Origin of the sequence: Novosphingobium chloroacetimidivorans, from assembly GCF_014204535.1 — a bacterium.
GTDB classification, from domain to species: Bacteria; Pseudomonadota; Alphaproteobacteria; order Sphingomonadales; family Sphingomonadaceae; genus Novosphingobium; species Novosphingobium chloroacetimidivorans.
In genome coordinates this window covers 58,102-83,318 of record NZ_JACHLR010000007.1, presented here as the reverse complement: position 1 = coordinate 83,318, position 25,217 = coordinate 58,102, and the positions used below count along the sequence as shown (strand labels likewise).

Genomic DNA, 25,217 nt, shown 5'->3' with positions numbered 1-25,217 from the left:
GCACCCGCTAGATTACAATACTACACGTATCGAATGTTTGCAGTAACGGCGGAGGATCAAGTATGACAGGTAGCAACGAAGCGCTCGCGGACGAGCGGAAGGACATCCGCTACGTCCGCCGGATCGTGACTGGCGAGCGGCCGGATGGCCGATCGTACATCGTCTCCGACGGTCCTACCTTGAACCTCTCGATCCCGAACGCGTCGGGACTGGTCGGCCATGTGGTATGGGCGACCGGCGATGGCGCGGCGCCGGGTGACGATCCTGCACCCGAAGGGCATGAATTCGGCTTCCACTCCGACAACGGCGTCATCCTGCGCATTGCCGACTTCCCGCCTGACGAGACTTATGACCACGACAAGCTCAAGGCGTTCCTGGACGAGCACGACGTGCGCGACACCGAAGCGCCGCGCCATTTCTGGTTCCACAAGACGCCGACACTGGATTACGCGATCGTGCTCGAAGGCGAGATCTACGCCATGATGGATCATGGCGAGACGCGCATGACTGCGGGCGACGTATTGATCCAGCGGGCAACCAATCACAGCTGGTCGAACCGCTCCGATCGCCCTTGCCGCATGGCCTTCGCGCTGATCCACGGGGATCTGGCAAAGGCGCCGGAGTAAGTGCAGTAGCGTCGCCGCCGCCGGTCAGGCGGCGGCGTATGTCTCGGAACCCGTGAGCTGCGCGGTCAGATCCATGACGGATTGCCGCAATGCCGACGGATCGCTCGCACCGCCGTAGACATAGCGATCGGGCCGCACGATCGCCGCCTTGATGTTAGACCGCGCCAGCCAGCGCGCGATCAGCCCTTCGGTATCGTTGAGGCGGGTGACGCCTTCCGCGGCCGGGCCTGTCCCCACGAACAGGCGCTGCCCGCCGATCGCCTCCCAGCGCTGCAACAGCGACGGCGGCAGATCGAGCATCGCGGCGTCGTCCGACACGATCAGGAAATCGGGACCGACCAGATCGTCCAGCAACTGCTCCCGCGCCGGAGTGCCGGTCAGGACTTTGGGCTGGACGAACAAGGTTCCCGCGAGCGGATCGCCCGCCGCTATGACGCCTTCGCGCAGCATCGGCACGAAAGCCTGTCGCTCCGTCGGTACGGTGCCGCTGCGCAATTGCTCTTCCAGCACGCGATCGCGCTCTGCCGCGCGTTGCGGATCGAGTTCTCCGATGATGAGACCGAACGCCTTAGCATGGCCGATGATCTCGGCGACATGCGGCTTGCGTTCGATCTCGTAGCTGTCGAGCAGCGCGTCGTTCGCATCATGGCGCAGCACCTGGTCCAGCCGCCATGCCAGAGAGGCGGCATCGCGAATGCCGGCGCAAAGTCCCTGCGCCAGGAACGGCGGCATGGTGTGAGCGGCGTCGCCGGCGATCAGCAGCCTGCCCTCGCGCCACCGGTCGGCAACGGCGGCACGGAAGCGGTAGACGGCGCTGCGCCACAAGGAGACAGCAGCGGGATCGACGAAGCCGGAGAGCAGCTCGTTGATCCGGTCATCGCTGCGCATCTCCTGCGGATCCTCGCCCGGCAGCAGCTTGATTTCCCAACGCAGCAGACCGCGCGGTCCGACGACGAAGGTGGCCGGGCGCTTGGGCTGGCAATATTGCGTCGTCTTGCGCGGCAGCGGCGTGTCGCCCGTCAGCCATGCGTCGACGACGATCCACCATTCGGCGAAGTCCATGTCATGCAGCGGCAGGCCGGCACTTTCGCGAATGAAGCTGTTGGCGCCGTCCGCGCCGACGACCCATGCCGCTTCCACTTGCCGCTCCGCGCCATCGATCTCGGAAAGGGTCAGGATCACCTTGTCGCCCTGATCGTCCGCTCCGGTCACGCTGATGCCGCGATGCCGCTCGATCGTGGCGCAGCGATCCATGGCCCGCGCCAGCGCTTCCTCCAGCTCGGGCTGGATGAACATCACGTTCGGCGGCCAGCCGAGTTCGAACGGCGGCGCCTTGGGATCGAACAGCTTGATGAGCTGACCGTCGATGCCCACGAAGTCCGTGCCGGTATGCGGGAATACCGATTGGAAGAAGCTCTCCTCAACGCCGCAGTGCTGCAGCACGCGCAGCGCTTCGTGATCGAGCACGATCGCGCGGGGCTTGTCGTAGATCGCCAGTTCGCGATCGACCACCAGCACCTGCAGGCCGCGCCGTGCGAGCAGACACGCGAGGGTTGCACCGACCGGTCCCATGCCGACGATCGCGACATCGTAGCTCTTCACGCCATCCTCCTATTTCATGAACGTTGCGTATCGATTACACCCTGACTAAGGAACGCCAAGAAAGCAAGGGGTGCTGGCCATTGACGCCGTGTCTAGAGCGGACGGAGTGGACCCGTATCGACCCACGCCGTACAAGCGTTTCGATGTCGCCGATCTGCGGGGGACTGGCCCGTCAGGATCGGGCGGTGCCCAAGATTGTGAAAGGAGAGCGAGCGTGACCATTCAGGAAACAACCCGGGCGTCTGCGTTGGTCGAAGGATACATGTCGGGCTTCGGCAACGGTTTCGCGACCGAGGCGGTCACGGGCGCGCTTCCCGACGGGCGCAACTCACCGCAGCGCGCCCCGCTGGGTCTCTATGCCGAGCAATTTTCGGGAACCGCCTTCACCATGCCTCGCTCGGAGATGCGACGCACCTGGTTCTATCGCATCCGCCCCTCGGCCGCGCATGGCGCGTTCGAGCGGCTGCCGCATGCCGGCGTCGACGCGGGTTTCCAGCCCCCCTCTCCCAACCGCATGCGCTGGGACCCGATGCCGGGCCTTGCCGGAACCGACTTCATCGACGGCTTGAGTCCACTCGCCGCGACAACCGACGCCTGGCACCACGGCGTCACCGCCTGGCGCTATCAAGCCGACCGGCCGATGCGGCGCAGCTTCTACAGCGCGGACGGCGAGATGCTGTTCGTGCCGTTCGAGGGCGATGCACGCTTCGTCACCGAATGCGGGATACTGACGGTCTCGCCGGGTGAGATCTGCGTGATCCCCAGGGGCATGAAGTTCCGCCTCGATCCGATCGGCGGCACTACGCGTGGCTACATCGCCGAGAATCACGGCGCGGAGTTGCGCCTGCCCGATCTCGGGCCGATCGGCTCGAACGGCCTTGCCAACCCGCGCGATTTCCTCAGCCCGGTCGCAGCGTTCGAGGACGATGCCAATGCGCAGGACCTGGTGGCCAAGTTCGAAGGCGCGTTGTGGCGCACCACACTCGACCGCTCGCCGTTCGACGTGGTGGCGTGGCATGGCAACAATGCCCCGTACAAGTATGACCTGTTCCGCTTCAACGCGATCGGCACCGTCAGCTACGACCATCCGGACCCCTCGATCTACACCGTTCTCACGTCGCCGACTGCGACCCCGGGGCTGGCCAACATCGACTTCGTGATCTTCCCGCCGCGCTGGCTGGTGGCTGAAAACACGTTTCGTCCGCCCTGGTATCACCGCAACCTCATGAACGAGCTGATGGGACTGGTCGCCGGCACTTACGACGCGAAGGCCGAAGGTTTCCTGCGCGGTGGCGCCTCGCTTCATCCGCGCATGAGCGCGCACGGTCCGGACGCCGACACCACAAGGCGGGCCGAGGCCGCGACGCTGCAGCCGCACAAGCTGGACAACACGATGGCCTTCATGTTCGAGACTCATGCTGTCTTCCGGCCCACCGCCGCTCCCGCGATCGTCGGCACCGAGCAGGCGGATTACGATGCGTGCTGGTCTGGGATCGAGGCGCGGTACCAGGGAGGCGCGGCATGATTGACGCCACGCACGACCAGTCCGCCCATTGCTGGGTGCCGGGTGCCGCAGACCACCGCGAATTCCCCGTGCAGAACCTGCCGTTCGGACTCTTTTCCGCAGGGAGCGACACGCCGCGGCCCGGCACCGCGATCGGTGACTTCATCCTGGACCTAGCGGGCCTTGCGCCGCTGTTAGGCACCCACGCGGCGCAGGCTGCTGCCGTGCTGCAACCCGGCGCACCGCTCAACGGCCTTCTCGCACTGCCGCCCCAGGCGCGACGGGAACTGCGCCACGCCTTGTTCGCACTGCTGACGGATGACGCGCATCGGGATGCCGTCACACCCTTTCTGCACCCCCCGGCGGAGTGTCGGCTGCACTTGCCAGTATCCGTGCGCGACTACACGGATTTCTACGCCGGCATTCACCACGCCCGCGCTGTCGGCGCGCTACTGCGCCCCGAAAATCCGCTGCTGCCCAACTATCAATACATCCCGGTGGGCTATCATGGGCGGGCATCTTCCGTCCGTGTCTCCGGGCATCCGCTGGTCCGTCCGCAAGGCCAGATCCTTCCGCCCGGTGAGACGAAGCCCGTTGTCGGCCCGTCCCGGCGACTGGACTACGAAGTGGAGCTCGGCTTCTGGATCGGCGGCGGTTCGACGCTGGGCACGCCGATACCGATCGGCTCGGCGGGCGAGCACATCGCCGGCGTCAGCCTGTTGAATGACTGGTCGGCGCGCGATCTCCAGGCATGGGAATACGTGCCGCTCGGGCCGTTCCTGGCGAAGAACTTCCTGACGACAGTGTCGCCCTGGATCATCACCGCCGAGGCGCTGGCACCCTTCCGCACGGCGCAACCGGCGCGCGCGTCCGACGATCCCGCCCCCCTGCCCTACCTGCTGGACGAGCGGGACCAGCAATCGGGTGCATACGACATCGGCATCGAAGTCGCGCTGCAAACGGCGCAAATGGCCCAAGCAGGAGACGCGCCAACGCCGCTGGGTCGTACCGTCGCCACGCATCTTTACTGGACCCCGGCACAGATCGTGGCGCATCATACCGTGAACGGCTGCGATCTGGCCGCCGGCGACCTGCTGGGATCGGGCACCATCTCCACACCGGACGATGACGGCCGCGGCAGTCTGATGGAACTCAGCCGAGGAGGCCGCCAGGCCGTGACGCTCGCCAATGGCGAGACGCGCACGTTCCTGGAAGACGGGGATGAAGTCGTAATGACGGGCTGGGCCGAGCGGGACGGCTATCGGCGGATCGGCTTTGGCACATGCGCGGGCCGCGTCATCGGCAATCCGAACGGTTGAAGCGCCATATCGCAACCGCCCGAGGACTGCCCGGGCGGTTGCGATAACGTTCGATCAGTGTGCGCTCGTGTCTTCGCCGTCGAGCGCGATCAGGATAAAGGCCATGCGGCAAGGCCGGTCCGAACGGTTCGACCAGCTGTGGTTCGTGGCCCGCTGGATCAGGACATCGCCTGCGCGCATCAGCGTCTCGTCCTCGTCCAGCATCGCATAGATCTCACCCTCGAGGCAGATGGCGTAATCGAGCGAATGCGTCTTGTGGAACCAGAAGTGACGCGGATTGGAAGCGTCCCTGACCTGATTGGCGTCGAGAAACTCCGTAAGCTGACTTTCATTGTAACTCGTATCCACGGGGAAATCGACGATCCGCAGGATCGTGCCTTTGGGTGAGTGGAAACCGAACTGATGACCGGCGGGAGCCGGATCGTCACCGCGCGCTGCACCTTCGCCGGTCGCCCAGGGCACTTGCACATATGAGGGTGCGTAAGGCGCCATGAAGCGGTTGGGCGTCAATTCGTCCGAGACGATCAGCGAGCGCCCTTCGGCATCCTCGCCGGTCACGATACGTCGCACGGGGCGCGGCTCGCCTTGGACAGCAGTCATTTCTATTCACCTTCACGATGGAGTTGTCGGGATTGCGCCGTCACTTAGGTCGGCGGCGAGAAGCGGACTTCGAAGCTTTCGGGAATGGTCATCATGCCACCGGCGAAGTGCCATTTCGGTGCGGACTGAACCGGCGCGATATCGGGCAGCCTTGTCAGCAGGCGGCGCAGGGCGATGCGCATCTCGATCCGGGCGAAGGGCGCGCCGGCACAAACGTGGCGGCCGATACCGAAGCCCAGGTGCGTATTCGCGGGCCGATCGATGTCGAAGCGGTCGGGGTCTGCGAAGACGTCCGCATCGCGGTTGGCCGAAGCCCAGGAGAGACGGACGACCTCGCCTTCGGGGATGACGGTGCCGGCGACCTCCACGTCGCGCGTCGCCGTGCGCGAGAAGCCATGAAACGGCGAAGTCAGCCGCACGGCTTCTTCGATTGCCGCATCCAGCGCTCGGTCGTCTTCCAGCAGGCGCCGCTGCAGGTCCGGTCGACCCAGCACGTGCGAGAACAACCCGGTCATCGCGGAGGCCGTCGTCTCGTGCCCAGCCACCAGGAAACCGATCATGAAGACCGAAGCCTCGTAATCCGACATCGGCCGACCATCGACTTGGGCCCGTGCAATCGTCGTCAGGTAATCGTCGCGCGGAGTGGTGCGACGGTCATGCAGTTCCGACAGGATGAATTCGCCCAGGCGGCCGATCGCCTGCTGATGGGCGGCGGGATCCGGCGCCGTCTCCGTCAGATTGAGGGCGAGCGTGCGGATGCGTTCCGGCTCCTTGCCGGTCAGGCCGATCGCGCGGCTGATCCCCAGGATCGGCAGCGGCTCGCAATATTGGCGCACAAGATCGCAGGAGCCGTCCGCCGCGAATCCGTCGATGAGGCCATCCGCGATTTCCGCGACCAGCGGCTCCATCGCCCGCAGCGCCGCCGGAGCGAGTGCGTCGACGTAGAGCTTGCGCCAGGCGCCGTGCTCGGGCGGATCCATCTCCAGCGCGGGCAGTGGCGGGCGCGTCCGGTCCTGCGGCAAGCCGGTGCCCTTGGCGGAAGAGAACGTTTGCCAGTCAATTGCGGCCTTGCGAACGTCCTTGTAGCGCGACAGCAGGACGTAGCCGCCATGCGCATCGCTGTGCGCCACGGGGCAGCTGGCACGCAACTCGCCATAGGCGGCATAGGCGTCCTCGACCGTGGCCCGATGCTGATCGAACCGTGCCGGGTTGACCGGACATTGCGATGCTACGGCGTCGCTGCTCATAGTTTCCCCTCCTCTTGCCAATTTTTGCGGCTACTTCGGCGTGTTGCGGCTGAGATAGGCGCCAAGCTGCGCAAGCTCCGCGTCCGTGATCTCGGTCTTGCGGAACGATGGCATCACCAGCACGCCATTGCGCACGAAGTAGGCGACCGTTTCGGGCGTCAGGTCGGTCCGCTTCTCCAGCGCCGCGGGCATGTCCTTGCCGTACTTGACCGCGAGGGAGGCAGTCCCGGGATAGCGCGGGCCATCCGCGTGGCATTCGGAGCACCAGCGGTCGTAGACCTGCTTGCCCGGGCTATCCTTGGGATTGACCGACGCGGTGCGCGGCAGGCCTTCCTGCGGCGCCACGGGAGGTTGCGCAGGCTGGGCTATGATCATGGCCGCAGCGCCGCCCAGGGCAACCACGCCGCAGATCGACGCGACACGAGCGATCGTTCTCACTTCTTCGTCTCCCGCAGATGACGGGGCCAGATGCCATAGCGGCCGGGTGACAGGATGCCCTTGGGATCGATGGCGTCCTTGATCATCTCATTGAACCGCAACAGGATATTGTCGTTGAACGAGTAGACGCCCATCGCCTGATCCTGGAAGATGACCGGGGTGCGGTACTCGCCCCAGCCATTGTCGGCGCCAATCTTGATCAGCTCGCGGAAGGCGGTCACGATCGCCTTGTTCTGCTCCGGCTCCTCGCTGATCGGAAAGCCCAGGATGAACAGGAACGTGCGTTCATAGAACGGGGCGGGCAGCGAGAACGGGCGCAGGTTCAGGATCGGCAGGCTGCCCAGCAACGGGATCGTGCGCACCGCTTCCTCGAACACGCGGTTCGCCTCCAGGATCCCCTCGCCGCTCTGCGGAATGACGGGTGAGAACCACATATGGCCGTTCGCCGGCGGCATGCCCCCCGCACGCGTTCCGAACGCGAAGAAGTCCATGTTCGGAATGCCGAGGTTCTGCGGATAGACCTGGCCTTCCGCCGCTGCCTTCAGGCGATCGGTCAGCACCGGGGTTGCCGTGAACGTCGCGCCCTTGATCGCGGCTGTGGCCATGTCCTGTGCCGCTTCCCACTGCGCGGCGACCACTTTCGCCGGTCCGTAGAACGTCAGGTTCAGCGCCCAGTACGGCAGCTTGTTCGCCGCGCCATAGCGCTCCAGTTCGGGCGAGTAGCCGAGCTTGGTCTTGGCGATCAGATCGCGCTGTTCCTTCGCCATCTGCGGCGGCCCCTTAAGGAACAGGTCGACGATCTCCTTGGTCGCACCCAGGCCGAGCAGCGGGCTTCCCAGCTCCGGCGCGCCTTGCGCGATGCCGGCGTTCTCCAGGTTGCGCAGCAGCGACACAAGCGGATGGATGTCGTCGTAGCGCGGCGCGAACACCATCGCCTGCATGAACGCTTCGGGCTCGGGCTTCAGCCAGAAACCCATCTTGGTGACGATGCCGAAGTTGGACTGCGAGAAGATGCCGTCCACGATCGGGCCGAAGCCCATCTTGAACTGGCCCCAGGTCTTGGCCTTGGGCAACGCCCCCATCCCGGTGCGCAGCAGTTCACCGTTCGCCAGCACCACTTCCATGCCGCAATGCGCATCGAAGTGGTTGCGGAAGCGCGATGACGTGTGCCCCACGCCGTGATCCAGCGCGTTGCCGACGACGCTGCCCCAGCCCGGATCGGGCGTGTCGATCCAGACCTTGAGGTTGCGTTCCTTGATGTAGTTGTAGAGGTCGAAATAGCTGACGCCCGGCTCGACGATGGCGTAGTGGTTCTGGTCGTTGACCTCGATGATGCGGTTCATCCGCTTGAGATCGACCACGACGCTGCCGGAATAGGCGGGCGCCGAACCGCCATACCCCAGGTTCTTGCCGGTCGAGATCGCGTAGAGGGGGATGCCGTACTGGTTCGCCACGCGAACCACGGCCTGCACCTGCTCTGCCGTCTGCGGCGCGACAGCGGCCGACGCGACCCGCTCTTCCGGCGTGTCGCGGATCGGCGAATAGGCGTCGCGATAGAGCGCCAGATCCTCGTCGCTCGTGAAGACCCATTCCTGGCCCACGATGGCGGCGAACTGCTGAAGGGCGGCGGAAAAATCCTTTTCCGCAATGCCGGGCGGTGTCCGCATGACTTAGCCAATCCTCCAGGAAACAAGCGCGGGGAAGGATGCTTCCGCCGCGGAAAGAGTGCCGCAAGCCGGCGCTGCGCCAGCATGCCGATGAATCCCGGCGCATCGGGACACGAGATGTGCAGCGGCGGCCGGCCAGGCGCCGGGCGTCGAGGTGACGGTGCCCGCATCGGCAGACAGCTCGGACGGCACCGCGAAGCGATGCGCGCCGCTGCCGCCATCATCGGTGCGGTGACGTCCGATCAGCCGGGCCTGGCGACCTTCACCGCGGGCCTGCTCCGCGAGCACTTGCCACATGGCGACGGTGGTGAGCCCAACGGTCGCGCCATGACCGCTCTGCCAGTGGGGGCGCAGCACGTCCTGCCACAGCCGCGTCAGTCCGTCGGTCGCTTCCAGCCGCCGTGCGCCCGCGCGTTCGACGACCTCCGCGAAGACAAGGCTTTCCGGCAGGCGGCGGTCGCTGACCACGAAGCGGATACCTTGGTCCGCCGCCGCCGCAAGCGTCGTCACTCCGCCTGCCGCGACGCCTGCCGCCGTCAGACCGCTCACCAGCAGCATTCGCCGACGATCGATCCCGGTCGCCGCGCCTTCGGCATTGTTCGCTACCGCGGCCATGTCAGCCCAGGGTCTCGACCGGATCGAACGGGATGCCGAACGCTTCGCTGTAAGCCTTCAGGCCAGGAATATGCACCGACACGCCGCCGTCCGAGACGAGAGTCTGGCCGGTGATGTTCTTCGCCGCGTCGGACGCCAGGAAGGCGATCGGCTCGGCGATGTCCTCAGGGCCGCCTGCCGTGCCGCGCGGCGTCTCGTCCTCGACCAAGGCGCGCCATTTGGGCGGGAAGTCCTTGGCGATCACCGGGGTCAGGATCAGGCCCGGAGCGACCGCGTTGCAGCGCACGCCCTGACGCCCGTAAGCCGTCGCCAGCGAGCGCGTGAGTTGCACGATGGCAGCCTTGGTTGCGCCGTAAGCGGTCTGGTGAACATGCCCCTGCAGGCCAAGCCCGGAGACCGTGTTGACGATGCAGCCCCGTGTCTTGAGCAGATGCGGCAGCGCCTCGCGCGTGATCACCATGGTACCGCGACAGTTCACCTGGAACGAGCGATCCCACACCCAGTCCTCCATGGCATGGAGTAGCCCGTCGGCCTCGGTCAGGCCTCCGCCGGTAGCCGCGGCGTTGTTGACGAGGATGTCGAGCCGGCCGAAGTGATCGACCGTGCGGGCGATCGCCGCGCGGATCGAGTCGCTGTCGGCCAGGTCGAGATGCACTGCGAGCGCGTTGTCGCCAATCTCCTGGGCCAGCTTCTCGGCGGCCTCGAAGGCGATATCGGCGATCACCACCCTGGCCCCGCGCCCGGCCATCAGCCGAGCGGTGGTGCTTCCGATGCCTCCCGCAGCCCCCGTGATGACGGCGACCTTTTCATCGAGGCGAAGTGCGTCAAACAAGCCAAGTCTCCCGTGCATTTTCTATACGCTTCGGATAGCTTGATAATGACCGCTGCGCAAGAGTGGTCATGGCGATGGCGAACGTGATGCATCATATTGAAGTACATGATTATTTAGCGGTACATGGCGTCAAAAGAGGACATAAGATGTCCCTGCACGCCGGGGCAATGCACAAGATTTTCTGGACTCAGAACGCATCTTTGGCCACAATCCGTTTCATAATAGGCAGGCTGGAGAGGCTCTGTGACCAAGCTATCGGGTACGACGTGGATCCCTCTTGTCGCCCTTTTCACACTGGGGATGTCCAACGCTCCCTTGCTGCCGATCTGGCTGCCGGGGGCGGCACAGCGGTTCGGCTTGGGTCCGGCACAGCCAGGATTGATCGCCTCGCTGGAGATCGCCTGCGTGGCGGCTTCCTCGATCCTGTGGGCGTCGCGTCGCCATGTTGCCGGGCGCGCCGCGTGGCTGACCGCCGCCATCCTCGTCAGCATAGCGGCGAACCTGCTCTCGCTGGCTGCGCAGCAGATCGTCGTCCTGGTCGTGGCGAGAGCGGCGGCCGGCCTTGCTTTGGGCCTGATCCTGGCGGAGATCACCCGGCGCGCCGCCACCATGCCCGACCCGCAGCGCGTGTTCGCCAGGCAGCAGCTCGGTCTGATCCTGTTCGTCGCCACCTTCTTCGCGACGGTTCCGATGGCCGTCGCTGCGTACGGAGCCTTCGTGCCCTTCGCCTACGGCGCCGTTCTGGGGCTGGTCGCCCTGATCAGCCTGATCTGGCTTCCCGCCGCTGACGCCAAGCAGGACACTCCCATGAACCGGGCGGCAGACGCGGCCGCTGTCCGGAACGGCGGCGCGGCGGCCATGGCGCTGACCGCCATTGCCCTCACGTACCTCACCCAGAACGGCGTCTGGGCCTACATCGCGGAGGCGGCCAAGGGATCGGGAACCGATCTGCCCCTGATGGGCCGTGTCCTGGCAATCGGCGCCTTCGTGAACCTGCTCGCACCGATCATCGCAGAACGCTTCGGCAACGGCCGCGATCGACGCGTTCCGCTGGCCGTCGGCTATATCGGGCTCGCCGTTTCGGTGCTCCTCATCACTCTGGGGCTGGGCCAGGCGGAGTTCATCGTCGGGGCCATAGGACTGAACCTATGCCTGATGTTCGTCACGCCATTCCTGCTCGGCATCCTGGCAGAGCTTGACTCCTCGGGCCGCACGGCAGCCGCGGGTCCGGCGTTCTTCACCATCGGCGCTGCGATCGGCCCGGCACTTGGCGGTGTCCTGATCGCGGCGGGAGGCATCCCGAGCCTGGGCGTGGTCCTGGCCGCGTTCGCCGCCGCCGCGCTCCTGCTGTGCTACGTCGCCACGGCCAGGTTGCGCCGTCCGCTCACTCGACTGGAAGCGTGATCCGCTTCGCCCGACATCCTCATCACCCGCCTCGTCGCCTGCTGCCCGGGGCCAAAGCAAAGGTCTATCATGCGGTTTGCACTCATTCTCCCCGCGCTGCTGCTTGCAACTTCGCCGGCGATCGCGGCACAGCCGGACGGCCGGCAGGTCTTCACGCAGGCCTGCGCCGTCTGCCACGCCGATCCCGCGAAGGCCGACGCCTCGCCGCGGATCGGTCCCTCCCTGAAGGGCGTGGTCGGGCGCCGCGCCGCCTCTGACCCCAAGTACACGCGCTATTCGGCGGCCATGAAGAAGTCGGGCAAGGTCTGGGACAAGGCGACGCTGTCGTCCTATCTCGCCAGCCCGCGCGCGGTCGTGCCTGGTACGACCATGACGTATGGCGGCCTTGCCGATCCGGCGCGCCGTGCTGCGTTGATAGATTACCTGTCCAAGAACCGCTGACGTCATACGGGTGAGAGGTTTGCGTCCCTTGGGTGCAGCCTCTCACCCACCGACAATCCGGACACGAACGACAATCCAGGCCCGCGATCCTTCTGAGGAGAGTGCCGGCTGGGAGGGGAGACGATAAAATGCCTGACAACAACACCTATCTCGTAACCGGCGCATCGGGTGCGCTGGGCCGGCTCGTCGTCGAGGGCCTGTTGCGCGGCGGCGCGACCAGAGTCATCGCCACGTCCCGCAACCCGGCGTCGCTGGCGGACCTCGCTGCACGCGGCGTCGTTACCCGCGAGGCTGACTTCAATCGGCCGGAGACGCTGGAGCCGGCCTTTGCCGGCGCCACGCACCTTTTGATCATCAGCACGCACGAAGTCGGCTCGCGTGCCGACGGTCACCTGCGCGCGGTCGCCGCGGCGAAGGCAGCGGGCGTGCGCCACCTCTTCTACACCTCGCACGCGGCGTGCGACACCTCGACATCGCCGGTCGCGCCCGAGCACGTGGTGACCGAGCGCGCGATCCTGAGCAGCGGGATGACCTACACGATCCTGCGCAACTTCCTTTATGCCGAAAACCTGCTGATGGTGCTGGGCAATGCTTTGGAGGAAGGCCGCTTCTACGGCACCGCCGGAGAGTCCCGCGTGTCCTGGCTTACCCGCCGCGACTGTGCGGACGCGGCCTCCGGCGCGATGCTGCACGCCGACGCCCATGCCAACCGCGTCTATGACGTGACCGGCCCCAGGGCGTACACTTACGCCGAAGTGGCGGCGCTGCTCTCCCAGGTGGAGGGCCGACCGATCGTGTACGAGGATCTGTCAGAGGACGGCTATGTGGACTTGCTGGTCGGCCGTGGGCTGCCTCGGCCTGCCGCAGAGGTCCTGCTGGGCCTGGAGCTTTCGCTTCGCTCCGGAGAGATGGAGCCAGTCAACGACATGGTCCGCACCTTGACCGGCCGGGAACCCGAAACCCTGGAATCGTTCTTCCGCCATGGCCGCGGGGCGGCGGTGGCGCCCGAAAGCCTGGACTTCCTGCAGCACGAAATGCACGATCGCGCATGATCTATCGCGACTGACAGGTGCAAGGGCCGACCCATCCGAGGCATGCGGGTCGGCCCTCTTGCGATAGCGATTACGGGGGGCAAGCGCCAGGCCGTCGATCCTGCCGATTTGGTGCAAGCGCCAGGCGCGCGTAAGAGGGGCTGATGGCACGTCACCCGCCCCTTCCGCAGATCGAAGCCCCGATTGATGCCCCTTTCGATCTGCAGTCCTACGTTCCCGCGCTGATCAACATCCTGTCGGCAAGCCTGTCGACGAGCGCGTCCGTCTCCTATCGGCGCCATGTGGGCCTGAATGTGCTGGAATGGCGCATCCTGGTGCAACTGGCGCAGCGGGACGGTCTGTCGGCAAGGGAAGTGGCGGACAAGGTCTGCCAGAACAAGGCGCCGGTCAGCCGCGCGATCCAGGTGCTCGAAGGTCGAGGCCTCCTTCGCGTGGAACCGGCGGAGCGTGGCCGGCGACACCGCCTGTCGATCACTGGCGCCGGACGCGACGCTTACCGAGCGGCGCTGCCCATTGCGGCCGCGCGCCAGCAGCAGCTACTCGCCGGGCTGCGAGAAGACGAAATCGTGCAGCTACGCAGCTTCCTCGCTCGGATGATCGTCCAGGCGGCGAGCCTGGCCGACGACATCGGACCGGACGGCGGGACCTGACCCGGCCGGAGCGGCTTCCCTCCAGGCCCGGCGCTTCATCTCGCGCCGCATCAGCAGTCCGCCACGATCGGACCCGAGATGGATCTCTCCGAATTCGAGCCCTTCCTCGCCTTGGAGCGTCTCTATCCAGTCCAGCGCCTCGAGATCCTCCTGGAAGGCCACCTTGAAGGACGCTTGGGTATGTTCCGGAATGGCGGGGTCCCCCAGGCGGAAATCGCGCGCCACTGCCCAGAAGTTGTGCGTGCTGTTCTGCGTCTCGGGCGTGATGAAGTGGATCACCTTGAACGCGTAAGTGCCGGGGCGACCGGGAGCCGGATCGGGGTCGTGCACGTTGGAGTGCGTCAGGTTGAGGCCGGGCGACATCCACCAGGTATCCGTCTCCCGCGTGACGGGCTTGTCGCCAAGCTCGGTCGGCACCGACAGGAGCGAAGGTAGCGGAGCATTCTCCAGAACACGGCGCAGGTTGATGCGGCCGTCCTCCACCTTCACCCGGAACGGAGCGGCGGCATAAGCCGGCGTGCCGATGTTGCCGGCATGCAGGAATGCGAAGTGCGACAAGTCCATCAGGTTCTCATGCAGGGCGACGTAGTTGGCCGGAAAGCGCAAATAGCCGCTGACAAGATCCCAACCGTCCTGCGCCAGCCAAGGAACCGCGGGGATCAGTGCCTCGTCCGCCAATGCCGGATCGCCCGGCCAGATCCAGATCACGGCATCGCGCTCAACCACCGGATAAGTCCCGGCAGAAAGCGGCGCGGCGTTGGTCGGGTCGGTCGGCTTGGCGATGCAGCGGCCATCGGGCGCGAACGTCAACCCATGATAGTTGCAGATCAGCCTATCGCCGTCCAGGATGCCCTTGCTGAGCGGAAACGAGCGATGGGGACAGCGGTCCCGCAGCACTGCGACGTTGCCGTCCAGCCTGCGGTAGAACACGACGGCTTGCCCCGCCACCTTGCGCGAACGCAGCGTGCGATCCGCTTCGGAAGCCAACGCCAGCACGTACCAGCAATTGCGGATCAGCGGCGTTTCTCGATCGGCCAGAACACTCATCTCTGCACCTGCCTCTTCATCTGCACACACGCGTGCTGCGACTCAAGTTGCCAAAGCAACATACACGACACAGCGTTGGCGGTATCGCCATTTCGATACGTCGCGATCATTTTCTAAGCAGCGCACCTGTGGCGGCGCCGCGCCTGCGCGAGCGATCGTCGACACTGCCGGCTCGCGATCGCCCTCGCCCGACATGCTGCCGGACGAGGGCGTTCACTTAGATCGAGGCGCCGTTCCAGGCGAGGTACTTCAGCTCGAGGTACTCATCGATCCCATAGATCGAGCCTTCGCGGCCAAGGCCGGACTGCTTCACGCCACCGAAGGGCGCCACCTCGTTGGAGATCAGGCCGGTGTTGATGCCGACCATGCCCGCCTCGAGCGCCGCCGCAACGCGCCAGATGCGGGATGCTTCCTTGGCGAAGAGGTAGGCGGCCAGGCCGTACTCGGTGTCGTTCGCCAGGCGGATCACTTCCGCCTCGTCCTGGAAGCGGATCAGCGGAGCGACGGGGCCAAACGTCTCCTCGCGGCAGATCAGCATGTCCTGCGTCACGCCGGTTAGGACCGTCGGCTCGAAGAAGAACCCGCCGAGTTCGTGGCGCTTGCCGCCTTGCGCCACCGTCGCGCCGGCGCCCACCGCATCGGCGATGTGCGCTTCCACCTTGTCGACCGCGCCCTGGTCGATCAACGGCCCTTGCTGGACGCCCGGCTCGAACCCGTTGCCCACCTTCAGCTTGCCGACCGCCTCGGCGAGCGCGGATGCGAAGGCGTCGTAGATGCCATCCTGCACATAGACGCGGTTGGCACTGATGCAGGCCTGTCCGGTGTTGCGGTACTTGGTGGCGATCAGGCCGGCGACGGCCTCATCGACATCGGCGTCGTCGAACACGATGAACGGCGCGTTCCCGCCCAGTTCCATCGACAGCTTCTTGATCGTCTCTGACGACTGGGCGATCAGGATGCGCCCCACTTCGGTGGAGCCGGTGAAGGTGATCTTGCGGACCAGCGGATTGCCCGTCAGCTCGGCACCGATCACGCGCGAACGGCCGGTCACCACGTTGAGGACACCCGCGGGCACGCCCGCGCGATGGGCAAGCTCCACCAGTGCAAGCGCTGTCAGCGGGGTCTGCTCGGCAGGCTTGATCACCATCGTGCAGCCCGCGGCCAGCGCCGGACCGGCCTTGCGGGTGATCATTGCCGCGGGGAAGTTCCAGGGCGTGATCGCGACGCAGACGCCCACCGGCTCCTTCAGAGTGACGATGCGGCGGCCACGCTCGGTGGCGGCCATGACATCGCCCTTCACGCGCTTGGCTTCCTCTGCGAACCACTCGATGAACGAGGCGGCATAGGCGACTTCGCCCTTGGCCTCGGCGAAAGGCTTGCCCTGCTCACTCGTCATCAAACGGGCGAGGTCGTCGGACGCCTCCGTGATCAGGTCGAACCAGCGGCGCAGAATGATCGCGCGTTCCTTGCCGGTACGCGCCCGCCACTCGACGCCGGCACGGTGCGCGGCCTCGATCGCCGCGCGTGTCTGCTCCGCGCCCAAGCTGGGGATTTCACCCAGTGCTTCGCCGTTGGCGGGATTGCGCAACGTGCGTGCGCCTTCCGACCCTTGCGTAACCCATTCCCCATCCACGAATGCGGCGGTGCGGAACAGGCTCTTGTCCTGAAGATCAACCATAGTCTTGCCTCGGCATCGGGCCCGGCCGCGTCTGTCGCGACCGGGCGAAGGGTCAGGAGGGGTTGCGGCCGACGAAGAACGCCTCGTCGGGATCGCTCGTGGGGTTCAGGCCGGCAGCCTTCGTTGCATTGCGCAGCAGCGCCATATCCTTGGCGTAGACGCGCATCTGCGGGTGGCGGATCGGGCCGCCGTTGTAGCCTTGCAGCCAGGCCTGGTATTTCCACATCAGGCGGCTGGCGAGGCCCGGCCCGCCGAACCCGATCGAACCGACCGCCCGGCGCATCGGATCGATCTGGTAGAAGATCTGCGTCACCTCGTCGAACTTGCCCTGCTGGATCAACTTATGCGCCCGCGGGATGGTCGGACCGAAGAAGGCGCTGTAGTTCGTGCCGCAGAACGGAATGTCGAGCAGCTGGCCCATCGTGAGGTATTCGTATTCGAGCGGCGATGCGATCACGACTTCCTTGTGGAACTCGCGGTGCACCTCGATCAGTGACATGATGTAGGGCTGGCCGCCCTCGGCCTTGATCGCGACGATGTTGGGGCACTCGTCGACCAGACGGCGCAGGATCGAAACCGGGATGTCCGACGGATCCAGGCGGGTGAAGCCCCAGATGGGGATCGGGAACAGCATGACGGCCAGGTTGGTCGCATCGCAGAACGCCTTCGTGTACTGGTACACATCTTCCAGCGACTGGGGGTAGAAATGCGGCGGATAGCCCAGCAGCACCAGCTCACAGCCATTGGCCTCCGCCTTCTTCACCATCTCGATATTGTCTTCGAGCGTGTTGAACACGGCATGGTGGACGACGATGAAGTCCTTGCCTGCCTCATCGATCATGATCTTCTGGAACTGATCGTGCTCGTCTTCGGACATCGGCACTTCCGAGATCGCCAGCGAGCCGATGAAGCCATGCTCCTTCGCCAGCCGCACGTCGTGACGCACCGCCTTTTCGTTGATGCGCTTGAAGTCGTTGGTCATCGTCGGGATGGTCACTTGCGCGACCCCGTTCAACTTCTCGCGCGCCCAGGCGCGCGCCTCTCCCTTGGTATAGCTGGCCATCGGCTTCCTTTCAGATCGACTTGGATTCGAATGTCATCGGCAGGGGCGTCGTCAGCCCCGCGGCAAGGGCGCGCTCCAGCACCATCGAGGCGACGACGATGTCCTGCAGCCCGCTGCCGACGGACTTGAACATGGCCTGCCTTGCGGCGGCCCGCTGCGGCTCGATCTCACCGGCGAGCAGCGAGGCGAGCGAGTGGGATTTGGCGGCGACGTCGATCCCGGCGGCCTTCGCGGCGATCATGTCGCCGGTCTCGTGCAGAACCTCTTCCAGCATATCGCAGACGATCAGGTCCGCGCGCTCGACAACCGAGACGTCGATCTCACGCTGCGAAGGCACCGTTGAACCGATCGAGACGATCGTCGCGCCCGGCTTGATCCAGTCGCCGTAAAGGATCGGCACTTCGCCATGCGAGCGGGCTGCGGCCAACACGATGTCGGCGCCTTCGACCGCCTCCTCGGGCGATCCGACCGGCGTCGCCTTCACTCCGCTGTCGCTCTGCGCGGCTTCGGCGAAAGCTGCGCGGCGATCGGGCGTCGGGCTGAACACACGAATTTCGCTGAGCGGCCGGATGCTCGCGAAGGCACGAGTGTGCATCGATGCTTCGAGCCCGCTGCCGATCACGGCCAGGCGCGCAGGGCCTTCAGGAGCCAGTCGGTCGAGCGCGGCGGCCGAGGTGCCCGCGGTACGAAAGCCCGTCAGCGCATTGGCATCCACAAACGCGGCGATGCGGCTCGTCTCACGATCGAACAGGACGATCACGTATTCGACCGTGGGGGAAGCCGACGCCATTGCCGAGCCCATCAGCTTGGTGCCGAAGTAACGGCCACCCGGAGGCGCAGCCGGCAGCGTGCGCAGCCAAGCCCGGTCATGCTGAGCGATGGTGCGCGGCGGCACGCTCTCGACCGATAGCGGCTGCGCATAGGCAGCTTGCAGTGCGGCTACGGCGTCCTTCCATTGGAATACCTGTTTGACGGCCTCTCCCGAGACGAAAACCGGTCCATTGCTGTTGGCCACTCACCTCTCCTCGTGTGTTCCACCGCCCGGACTCGTCCGCGCAGGACCTCTAATCTGAACGACAAGTCTCGTATCTATCGGCAGCGAAAACGTGTCAATCGCTAAATTGATTGCATGTGGTGAGCGAACGTGGAACGATGCCGTATCGCGGACAGGAAGCCCATGACCAGCATCGACGAAGGGGTCGCCAGACTCCGCCGCTACATCGACGACCTCGATCTCACCGGGCAGGAGCGCCTGCCGCCAGAGCCGATCCTGGCAGAGCGCATGGGCTTCACCCGAAGCCGCCTGCGCACCATCCTCAAGCGGATGGAAGCCGACGGAACGATCTGGCGTCATGTCGGCAAAGGGACATTTATCGGCCCACCTCCGCCGTCCGGGGGCGAGCAACTGCCCGCCACGGTGGCCGCCAAGGATCTGTTCGAAGCACGGCTGCTGATCGAACCGATGCTGGCCGCGCGCGCGGCCCAGGAGGCGGACGAGGGCGACATCGCCATCATGCGAGCCTGCATCGACGGCATGAGGAACAGCGCCTCTTTCCAGCAATGGAAGCGCCTTGACGAACGCCTGCACCGCGCCGTGGCTGGCGCCAGCCACAACAGCTTGCTGCTTACCGTCCACGATACGATGCGTCTCTCTTCCCGACAAGCGATCGACGTGCGCGTTCGCGCGGTTTACGGCGAGCCTGCGGAGCCCCGCGGAGTTGTCGAGGCAGAACACATCGCTCTGGTCGAGGCCATAGCCGCGCGCGATGCGGAAGCAGCCGCGCAGGCCATGCAGGCGCACATCCTGTCGGTGCGAAGCAGCCTGCTACCCTCCTCCTGACTGGCTCGCGTCCGGCGCAGGATCGATCGCGCAAGCCTTTGCCGCATCCAGAAGCTCGAAGACGTAGACCTGCAGATCCTCGACGAAACGTTCGTCCAGAGGCGCGTGGCCCAGCATCAGACGCATGTAGATAGGCCCGTACAGCAGGTCCATCAGCATCTCGGTATTCGTCTGGGGCGCGATGTCGCCGGTCAGCCGCCACTCCTCCAGCACTTCGCGCACGACGGCGCGGCGGCCGTAATGGAAGCGCGACCGGAACTCGCGCGCGATCGTCTCGTCGGATCGCCCTTCGGCGATGATCTGCCCGACAAGCTGCCCGCCGAACCCGGAGTACTGCTCCACCAGATCGCGCATGTGCTGGGCAATCGCCTCGCGCGGACAGAGGTCGCGCCGCAGCGGCGTACGCACGATATGATGTTCGACGAAGGCATCGACCACGATCAACGCCTTGGAGTTCCACCAGCGGTAGATCGTCGCCTTGCTGACTCCCGCCTGGCGGGCGATGGCCTCGACCGTGATGGAAGAGAGCGTTTCCAGGCGCAGCAGATCCAGCGTGGACTGCAGGATCAGCCGGCGCGTCTCTTCGCTGCGTGGGCGGCCGGCACTGCGCGGGACGGCCTTCTCGGGTTCAGATTTCGCCATGCGCTCCCGCCATGCGGACCGATCGTGCAAGGAGGGCCTACCGCGGCGGCGGGACCCATGCCGGTCGAGCCGGGCTCACGTATCCGCCGTCACGACGACCGCGGCACAGCATGTGAGCGCGGCGCCGAAGCGCCGCGCTCGGGTCTGGTCAGAACTTGACCCCGGCCCGCACGCCGTAGAAGCGTGGCGGACGCAAGCTGTTGATGATGAGCGACGGCGCGACCACATGCGGCGTCGCGAAGTTGATCACCTTCTCGTTCGTGATGTTATTCACGAACGCGCCGATGGTGAGGCGCGAGCCGGCGAAGGCGTACTGTACCTGCGCGTTGCCCAGGAAGTACCCGTCCTGCTTCATGCCCGGCAGCTGCTCGAAGCCCTTGTACGAGGAGGACTCGTAGCGGCCGTCGAGATTGAACACCAGGCGACCTCCGGCGATGTCGAACGCCTGCTCGATGCCGGCGTTGATCGTCCACTCAGGCGCGTTGATCGCCCGGCGGCCGGTGCAGTTCACCGTATACCCGCTTGCCCCGACCTGGACCGGGCATCCGGTGACCGGCGGGCCCGCGGCAAAGGGCGTGTCGAAGGCGAAATCACGATACTTCGCATCGAGGTACTGCACGGTCGCGTTCAAGGTGGTGTTCTCGGCCACCCGTGCCACGCCCTCGATCTCGACACCGCGAACGCGCGTTTTGCCCACGTTGACGGTGGCGAACTCCAGGATGGTGTTACCCGGCTGTCCGGGCACGGGAGTCGCCTTGAACTGCGAGACCTGCTGATCCTTGTAATCCCACCAGAAGGCCTCGATGTTCAGCTGCAGCTTGTTGTCGAGGAAGCGGTTCTTGGAGCCCAGCGTGATCGCGTTGATCGTTTCAGGCTGGTAGACCGGATCGACGATCGATGCGAAGAAGCCACCGGATTTGAAGCCCGTCTCATAGCTCGCGTACAGCAGCGACTGGGGTGCAAGGTCGAACTCGACGCCGGCCCGATACGTCAACTTCTTGAACGTACGCGAGGGATCGAGCTGCTGGCGCAAGTTGATCAGGATCGCCCCGTTGCCATACGGAATGGGCGATCCGCCCGGGCCTTGCGTCGGGTTGCGGTTGGCGTCGGCGAAAAGCGTCGGCAGGACATAGCCGGCGCCCGGGTCAGGAAGTGTGGGCGTTCCCAGGCAGTTTCCGCCTGCCTGAGCCGCCGGGCACACCACGATCGAGTTGAGCGAGTCGATCTCGACCTTCTTCTTGTCGATCGTGTAGCGCGCGCCGCCCGTGACGCGGAAGCGATCGGTGACCTTGAAAGTCAGGCGACCGAAACCGGCATAGCTCTTGGTGCTGCCACTGAAGACATTCGCGAAGTTTTGGAACCCCTGTGCGTAATTGGCGCGTTGCGCATAGTTCTCGTCAAGAAAGAACCCGCCGATGATGTAGCTCAGGCGATTGGTGGAGTCGGACGTGAGCCGCGCCTCGACTGTGGTCTGATCACCCTGCAGCCTGTCGGTCGTGGCGAAGCCGGATCCGAAATTGCGAAGCCGAATGTCGCTCTCGCGATGCGAGGGCAGAAGGGTAATGGTGCCGATGCCGGTGTCCAGCTCCGCCTGGGCATACATGCCCCAATACCGGTTGCTCTGGAACTGGTCGTTGGGGGTGAGAGCCTGGAGGAACGCCCCCGCACGAGGTGCGTAGGAACTCGCATAGACGGCACCGGCGCGCGCGTCGCCCAGGCCGATCAGGTCGTCCTTGTCGAGCGACGCCACTGTGGCGCCGCTGCCGACGCCGCCAACGAACGCGAAGTCGCCGCCCGCGGTGATGCGGAAGGTGTCCGTCAGTTTCGCAGCACCCTGGACGCGGATGGCACGCATCTTCTCGTCGCCGGTTCCATCGCTGTAGAAGCCGTCACGATCCGAAAACATGCCCGAGACGCGAAAGGCTCCGTTCTCGCCGGCGGGAATGTTGACGGCGCCCTGCACCTTTATCGCATCGTAATTGCCGTACTCGCCATTGAGGTAGCCGCTGAGCTCACCGGCGATCGGCTTGGCGGTCAGCAGGTTGATCGCGCCACCGGTCGCGTTGCGGCCGTAGAGCGTTCCCTGCGGTCCCTTCAGGACTTCGACGCGCTCCAGATCGTAGAACAACCCCTGGATGGCGTTGCTGCGCACGATCGGAACGCCGTCGAGGTTGACCGAGACAGCCGCGTCGCTGAGCGAGTTCGCCGTGAAGTTGCCGACGCCGCGCAAGTAGAACGCGGTCGAAGTGCCGCCGATATTGCCGATCTGGATGGCAGGGGCGACGCGCGTCAGCTGCGTGGTGTCGGTAACGCCGGCGCGCGCCAGCGTGTCGGCGGGCACGGCGCTGATCGCCAAGGCCGCGCGCTGCAGGTTCTCCGAACGACGCTGCGCGGTAACGATGATGTCCTGCAGACCGCTGTTGGACGAGGTTCCTGCAGCCGGCTCCGTCGAGCTGGTCGCACCTGCCGGAGCGTCGGCCGTCGCCGGGACCGCATCGGCGGGAACCGTGGCGGCTTCCGCCGGACCGGCGGGCACCGCCGCGTCCTGTGCCATGACTGCATGGCTGCTCAGGACGAGCCCGGCAGCCGTGGAAATCATTAAGCGATAATTCAGTCGCATCCTATCCTCCCTGATGTTTGTTCTTCCCTCGCTTATAGTATGTACGACACGTATCGTTCAATAGCCAAAAGTGCAGGCTTCACAAAGATGCGCTAGCAGGGGCCAAACCCGCGCAAACACAGGGGAGAATGACCTTCAGGGCCTCGCATTAGATTACCATACGCAGAGTATCGCAATGCAGCATAAAACGCGGATCTAACCATCTTCCGAATCAGAGGGTGACCGCGTCATCAGCGATGCGAGCGCGGAAAGACTCTCGATCGCCAGGCGGATTTTCGGGACCAGCATCCGACGCCGCGCATAGACCACCCAGATGGGCTCGTCGTCCGGCGCATAGTCTATCAGCAACGGGTGCAAGGTGCCGGCTTGCAGATGCGGACGCACGTAGAAGTCCGGAAGCTGGCAAACGCCCGCGCCCTCCAGGCATGCTTCGGCGACGACGTTGCCGCTGTTGCAGCGGAACTTGCCCGCCGGGCGATGCACGATGAGCGCGCCGTCGACCTTGTAGTGCCAAGCCTCCGCGGTTCCGGGCAAGCACTGGTGCGCGGCAAGGTCGTGTACGGTATCAGGATGCCCGGCTCGTGCGAGGTAAGCGGGCGACGCACATGTCACCAGCGCACGGGACGCGATCTGCACGCTGCCGAGGCGCGCGTCCGATACCGCGCCGGTGCGAACCGCCAGGTCGTACCCTTCGGCGATCACGTCCACGACACGATTGGTGAGGTCGATAGTGATGGACAATTCCGGATGATCGTCTGCGAACCGGCGCAGGATGCCCGCCAGGAAGCGCTCGCCAATGGTGGTCGAGCAGGTGACTCGCAGATGGCCTTGCGGCGTGCCGCCTTCGCCGATTGCCGCGATCGCCTCGTCACGTTCCTGGATGATCCGCTCGCAGCGCTCAAGGAAGATGCGCCCGACGTCGGTCAGGCGGACGGACCGCGTGGTGCGATGGAACAGTTGCGCCTGGACACGCCGCTCCAACGCCATCACTGCGCGGCTGACATGGGTGGGCGACATGCCGATCGCGTGCGCACCGCGCGTGAACGATCCGGCCGCCGCCACCGCGACGAATTCCTCGATGCCATTCCAACCCGACATATTATCCCACCACAGACACAGACCTTCGCGAAATTACCTGATTATCGCTCACGCGCGCGAATGCTAGTGCCTGCAACTAGAGGAGACCGTTCGATATGAAGACCCGTGCCGCCGTCGCTTTCGAGGCCAAGAAGCCGCTGGAGATCGTGGAGCTCGACCTCGAAGGACCCAAGGCGGGCGAAGTGCTGATCGAGATCATGGCGACGGGCATCTGCCATACCGACGCCTACACGCTGGAAGGCTTCGATTCCGAAGGCATATTCCCCTCGATCCTCGGCCACGAAGGCGCGGGCATCGTGCGTGAAGTGGGCGCGGGCGTCACTTCCGTGGCTCCGGGCGACCATGTCATCCCGCTCTACACGCCGGAATGCCGCCAGTGTAAGTCGTGCCTGTCGGGCAAGACCAACCTGTGCACCGCGATCCGCGCCACGCAGGGCAAGGGCCTGATGCCCGACGGCACTACGCGCTTCAGCTATAAGGGCCAGCCGATCTACCACTACATGGGCTGCTCGACGTTCTCCAACTTCACCGTTCTGCCCGAGATCGCCGTCGCCAAGATCCGCGAGGACGCGCCGTTCCAGACGAGCTGCTACATCGGCTGCGGCGTCACCACCGGAGTCGGCGCGGTGGTCAACACCGCCAAGGTCCAGGTCGGCGAGAACGTGGTGGTGTTCGGGCTAGGAGGGATCGGCCTCAACGTCATCCAGGGCGCGCGGCTTGCCGGTGCATCGCGCATCATCGGCGTCGACATCAATTCCGAGCGTGAGGAGTGGGGCCGCCGCTTCGGCATGACCCACTTCCTGAACTCCAAGGGCCTGAGCCGCGAGGAGACCGTGGCCAAGGTGATCGAACTCACCGACGGTGGCGCGGACTATACCTTCGACGCCACCGGCAACACCGAAGTCATGCGCACCGCGCTCGAGGCCTGCCATCGCGGCTGGGGCACCTCGATCATCATCGGCGTGGCGGAAGCCGGCAAGGAAATCAGCACGCGCCCGTTCCAGCTGGTCACCGGGCGCAACTGGCGCGGCACCGCTTTCGGCGGCGCCAAGGGCCGGACCGACGTTCCGAAGATCGTCGACTGGTACATGAACGGCAAGATCGAGATCGACCCCATGATCACCCACGTCCTGACGCTGGAAGAGATCAACAAGGGATTCGACCTGATGCACGCGGGCGAAAGCATCCGTTCCGTCGTGGTTTACTGAGCACTTTTTCCTCAAAGCGGAGAA

Annotated in this window: 23 protein-coding genes; 9 read left to right on the top strand and 14 right to left on the bottom strand. The window is 65.3% G+C overall.

Annotated elements, in window-relative coordinates:
• The first annotated feature begins 62 nt into the window (after nucleotides 1-62).
• The gene (locus tag HNO88_RS09790) at nucleotides 63-626 is read left to right on the top strand and encodes a cupin domain-containing protein (RefSeq protein ID WP_184244557.1); all 564 of its coding nucleotides are present in this window, start codon (nucleotides 63-65) and stop codon (nucleotides 624-626) included.
• Nucleotides 627-650: 24 nt separating this feature from the next.
• On the opposite strand, the gene HNO88_RS09785 is transcribed toward HNO88_RS09790, so the two are convergent.
• Nucleotides 651-2,228, bottom strand: coding sequence for a bifunctional 3-(3-hydroxy-phenyl)propionate/3-hydroxycinnamic acid hydroxylase (locus tag HNO88_RS09785; protein ID WP_184244555.1), 1,578 nt, complete (start codon nucleotides 2,226-2,228; stop codon nucleotides 651-653).
• Between the two features lie 262 nt (nucleotides 2,229-2,490).
• Between HNO88_RS09785 and hmgA the strand changes: the two genes are divergently transcribed.
• The gene (hmgA, locus tag HNO88_RS09780; RefSeq protein ID WP_184244750.1) at nucleotides 2,491-3,753 is read left to right on the top strand and encodes a homogentisate 1,2-dioxygenase; all 1,263 of its coding nucleotides are present in this window, start codon (nucleotides 2,491-2,493) and stop codon (nucleotides 3,751-3,753) included.
• Entirely contained in the window at nucleotides 3,750-5,051 is a 1,302-nt protein-coding gene (gene fahA, locus HNO88_RS09775) for a fumarylacetoacetase (RefSeq protein WP_184244553.1), read from the top strand. The genes hmgA and fahA overlap by 4 nt, the downstream gene beginning before the upstream one ends.
• A 54-nt stretch (nucleotides 5,052-5,105) precedes the next feature.
• On the opposite strand, the gene HNO88_RS09770 is transcribed toward fahA, so the two are convergent.
• From HNO88_RS09770 to HNO88_RS09745, 6 genes are read right to left on the bottom strand one after another with little or no spacing between them, the layout of a single operon-like run.
• A complete protein-coding gene (locus tag HNO88_RS09770) occupies nucleotides 5,106-5,651 on the bottom strand; it encodes a cupin domain-containing protein (protein WP_184244551.1) in 546 nt (181 codons plus the stop codon).
• Nucleotides 5,652-5,695: 44 nt separating this feature from the next.
• Complete coding sequence (locus HNO88_RS09765) at nucleotides 5,696-6,898, bottom strand: cytochrome P450 (RefSeq protein WP_184244549.1); 1,203 nt, start codon at nucleotides 6,896-6,898, stop codon at nucleotides 5,696-5,698.
• 30 nt (nucleotides 6,899-6,928) lie between these two features.
• Nucleotides 6,929-7,336 carry a c-type cytochrome gene (locus HNO88_RS09760; RefSeq protein WP_221419931.1) on the bottom strand — a complete coding sequence of 136 codons (408 nt, stop codon included), beginning with the start codon at nucleotides 7,334-7,336 and terminating at the stop codon, nucleotides 6,929-6,931.
• Entirely contained in the window at nucleotides 7,333-9,003 is a 1,671-nt protein-coding gene (locus HNO88_RS09755; RefSeq protein ID WP_184244547.1) for an FAD-binding oxidoreductase, read from the bottom strand. Before HNO88_RS09755 ends, HNO88_RS09760 begins: the two co-directional genes overlap by 4 nt.
• Nucleotides 9,004-9,006: 3 nt before the next feature.
• Nucleotides 9,007-9,618 (bottom strand): hypothetical protein, encoded by a 612-nt coding sequence (locus HNO88_RS09750; protein ID WP_184244545.1) that lies wholly within the window; start codon nucleotides 9,616-9,618, stop codon nucleotides 9,007-9,009.
• Nucleotide 9,619: 1 nt separating this feature from the next.
• Complete coding sequence (locus HNO88_RS09745) at nucleotides 9,620-10,450, bottom strand: SDR family NAD(P)-dependent oxidoreductase (RefSeq protein ID WP_246381486.1); 831 nt, start codon at nucleotides 10,448-10,450, stop codon at nucleotides 9,620-9,622.
• Between the two features lie 243 nt (nucleotides 10,451-10,693).
• Between HNO88_RS09745 and HNO88_RS09740 the strand changes: the two genes are divergently transcribed.
• The 4 genes from HNO88_RS09740 to HNO88_RS09725 all read left to right on the top strand — a co-directional run bounded on the left by HNO88_RS09740 (nucleotide 10,694) and on the right by HNO88_RS09725 (nucleotide 13,997).
• Nucleotides 10,694-11,854, top strand: coding sequence for an MFS transporter (locus HNO88_RS09740; RefSeq protein ID WP_221419930.1), 1,161 nt, complete (start codon nucleotides 10,694-10,696; stop codon nucleotides 11,852-11,854).
• Nucleotides 11,855-11,923: 69 nt separating this feature from the next.
• Entirely contained in the window at nucleotides 11,924-12,295 is a 372-nt protein-coding gene (locus HNO88_RS09735; protein WP_184244539.1) for a c-type cytochrome, read from the top strand.
• Nucleotides 12,296-12,423: 128 nt separating this feature from the next.
• Nucleotides 12,424-13,347: an SDR family oxidoreductase gene (locus HNO88_RS09730; RefSeq protein ID WP_184244537.1), complete on the top strand. Its 924-nt coding sequence runs from the start codon at nucleotides 12,424-12,426 to the stop codon at nucleotides 13,345-13,347.
• A 143-nt stretch (nucleotides 13,348-13,490) separates the two neighbouring features.
• On the top strand, nucleotides 13,491-13,997 hold the full coding sequence (locus HNO88_RS09725) for a MarR family winged helix-turn-helix transcriptional regulator (RefSeq protein ID WP_184244535.1): 507 nt from the start codon (nucleotides 13,491-13,493) through the stop codon (nucleotides 13,995-13,997).
• On the opposite strand, the gene HNO88_RS09720 is transcribed toward HNO88_RS09725, so the two are convergent.
• From HNO88_RS09720 to HNO88_RS09705, 4 genes are all read right to left on the bottom strand, one after another.
• Nucleotides 13,920-15,044: a Rieske 2Fe-2S domain-containing protein gene (locus tag HNO88_RS09720; RefSeq protein ID WP_184244533.1), complete on the bottom strand. Its 1,125-nt coding sequence runs from the start codon at nucleotides 15,042-15,044 to the stop codon at nucleotides 13,920-13,922. The two genes, HNO88_RS09725 and HNO88_RS09720, sit on opposite strands and share 78 nt — an antisense overlap.
• Nucleotides 15,045-15,261: 217 nt before the next feature.
• Complete coding sequence (locus tag HNO88_RS09715; RefSeq protein ID WP_184244531.1) at nucleotides 15,262-16,722, bottom strand: NAD-dependent succinate-semialdehyde dehydrogenase; 1,461 nt, start codon at nucleotides 16,720-16,722, stop codon at nucleotides 15,262-15,264.
• Nucleotides 16,723-16,774: 52 nt separating this feature from the next.
• Entirely contained in the window at nucleotides 16,775-17,785 is a 1,011-nt protein-coding gene (locus HNO88_RS09710) for a dihydrodipicolinate synthase family protein (RefSeq protein ID WP_184244529.1), read from the bottom strand.
• A gap of 10 nt (nucleotides 17,786-17,795) precedes the next feature.
• On the bottom strand, nucleotides 17,796-18,800 hold the full coding sequence (locus HNO88_RS09705; RefSeq protein ID WP_184244527.1) for an ornithine cyclodeaminase family protein: 1,005 nt from the start codon (nucleotides 18,798-18,800) through the stop codon (nucleotides 17,796-17,798).
• 162 nt (nucleotides 18,801-18,962) lie between these two features.
• Here HNO88_RS09705 and HNO88_RS09700 point away from each other — a divergent pair, with 162 nt between their 5' ends.
• Nucleotides 18,963-19,625 (top strand): FadR/GntR family transcriptional regulator, encoded by a 663-nt coding sequence (locus HNO88_RS09700; RefSeq protein WP_184244525.1) that lies wholly within the window; start codon nucleotides 18,963-18,965, stop codon nucleotides 19,623-19,625.
• Here the strand turns inward: HNO88_RS09700 and HNO88_RS09695 are convergent.
• The 3 genes from HNO88_RS09695 to HNO88_RS09685 form a co-directional block, all read right to left on the bottom strand.
• On the bottom strand, nucleotides 19,611-20,267 hold the full coding sequence (locus HNO88_RS09695; protein ID WP_184244523.1) for a TetR/AcrR family transcriptional regulator: 657 nt from the start codon (nucleotides 20,265-20,267) through the stop codon (nucleotides 19,611-19,613). The genes HNO88_RS09700 and HNO88_RS09695 overlap by 15 nt on opposite strands.
• 148 nt (nucleotides 20,268-20,415) lie before the next feature.
• Nucleotides 20,416-22,887 (bottom strand): TonB-dependent receptor, encoded by a 2,472-nt coding sequence (locus HNO88_RS09690; protein ID WP_246381484.1) that lies wholly within the window; start codon nucleotides 22,885-22,887, stop codon nucleotides 20,416-20,418.
• 195 nt (nucleotides 22,888-23,082) lie between these two features.
• Nucleotides 23,083-23,985 (bottom strand): LysR family transcriptional regulator, encoded by a 903-nt coding sequence (locus tag HNO88_RS09685; RefSeq protein ID WP_184244521.1) that lies wholly within the window; start codon nucleotides 23,983-23,985, stop codon nucleotides 23,083-23,085.
• A gap of 95 nt (nucleotides 23,986-24,080) precedes the next feature.
• Here HNO88_RS09685 and HNO88_RS09680 point away from each other — a divergent pair, with 95 nt between their 5' ends.
• Nucleotides 24,081-25,193 (top strand): S-(hydroxymethyl)glutathione dehydrogenase/class III alcohol dehydrogenase, encoded by a 1,113-nt coding sequence (locus HNO88_RS09680; protein WP_184244519.1) that lies wholly within the window; start codon nucleotides 24,081-24,083, stop codon nucleotides 25,191-25,193.
• Nucleotides 25,194-25,217: the final 24 nt, after the last annotated feature.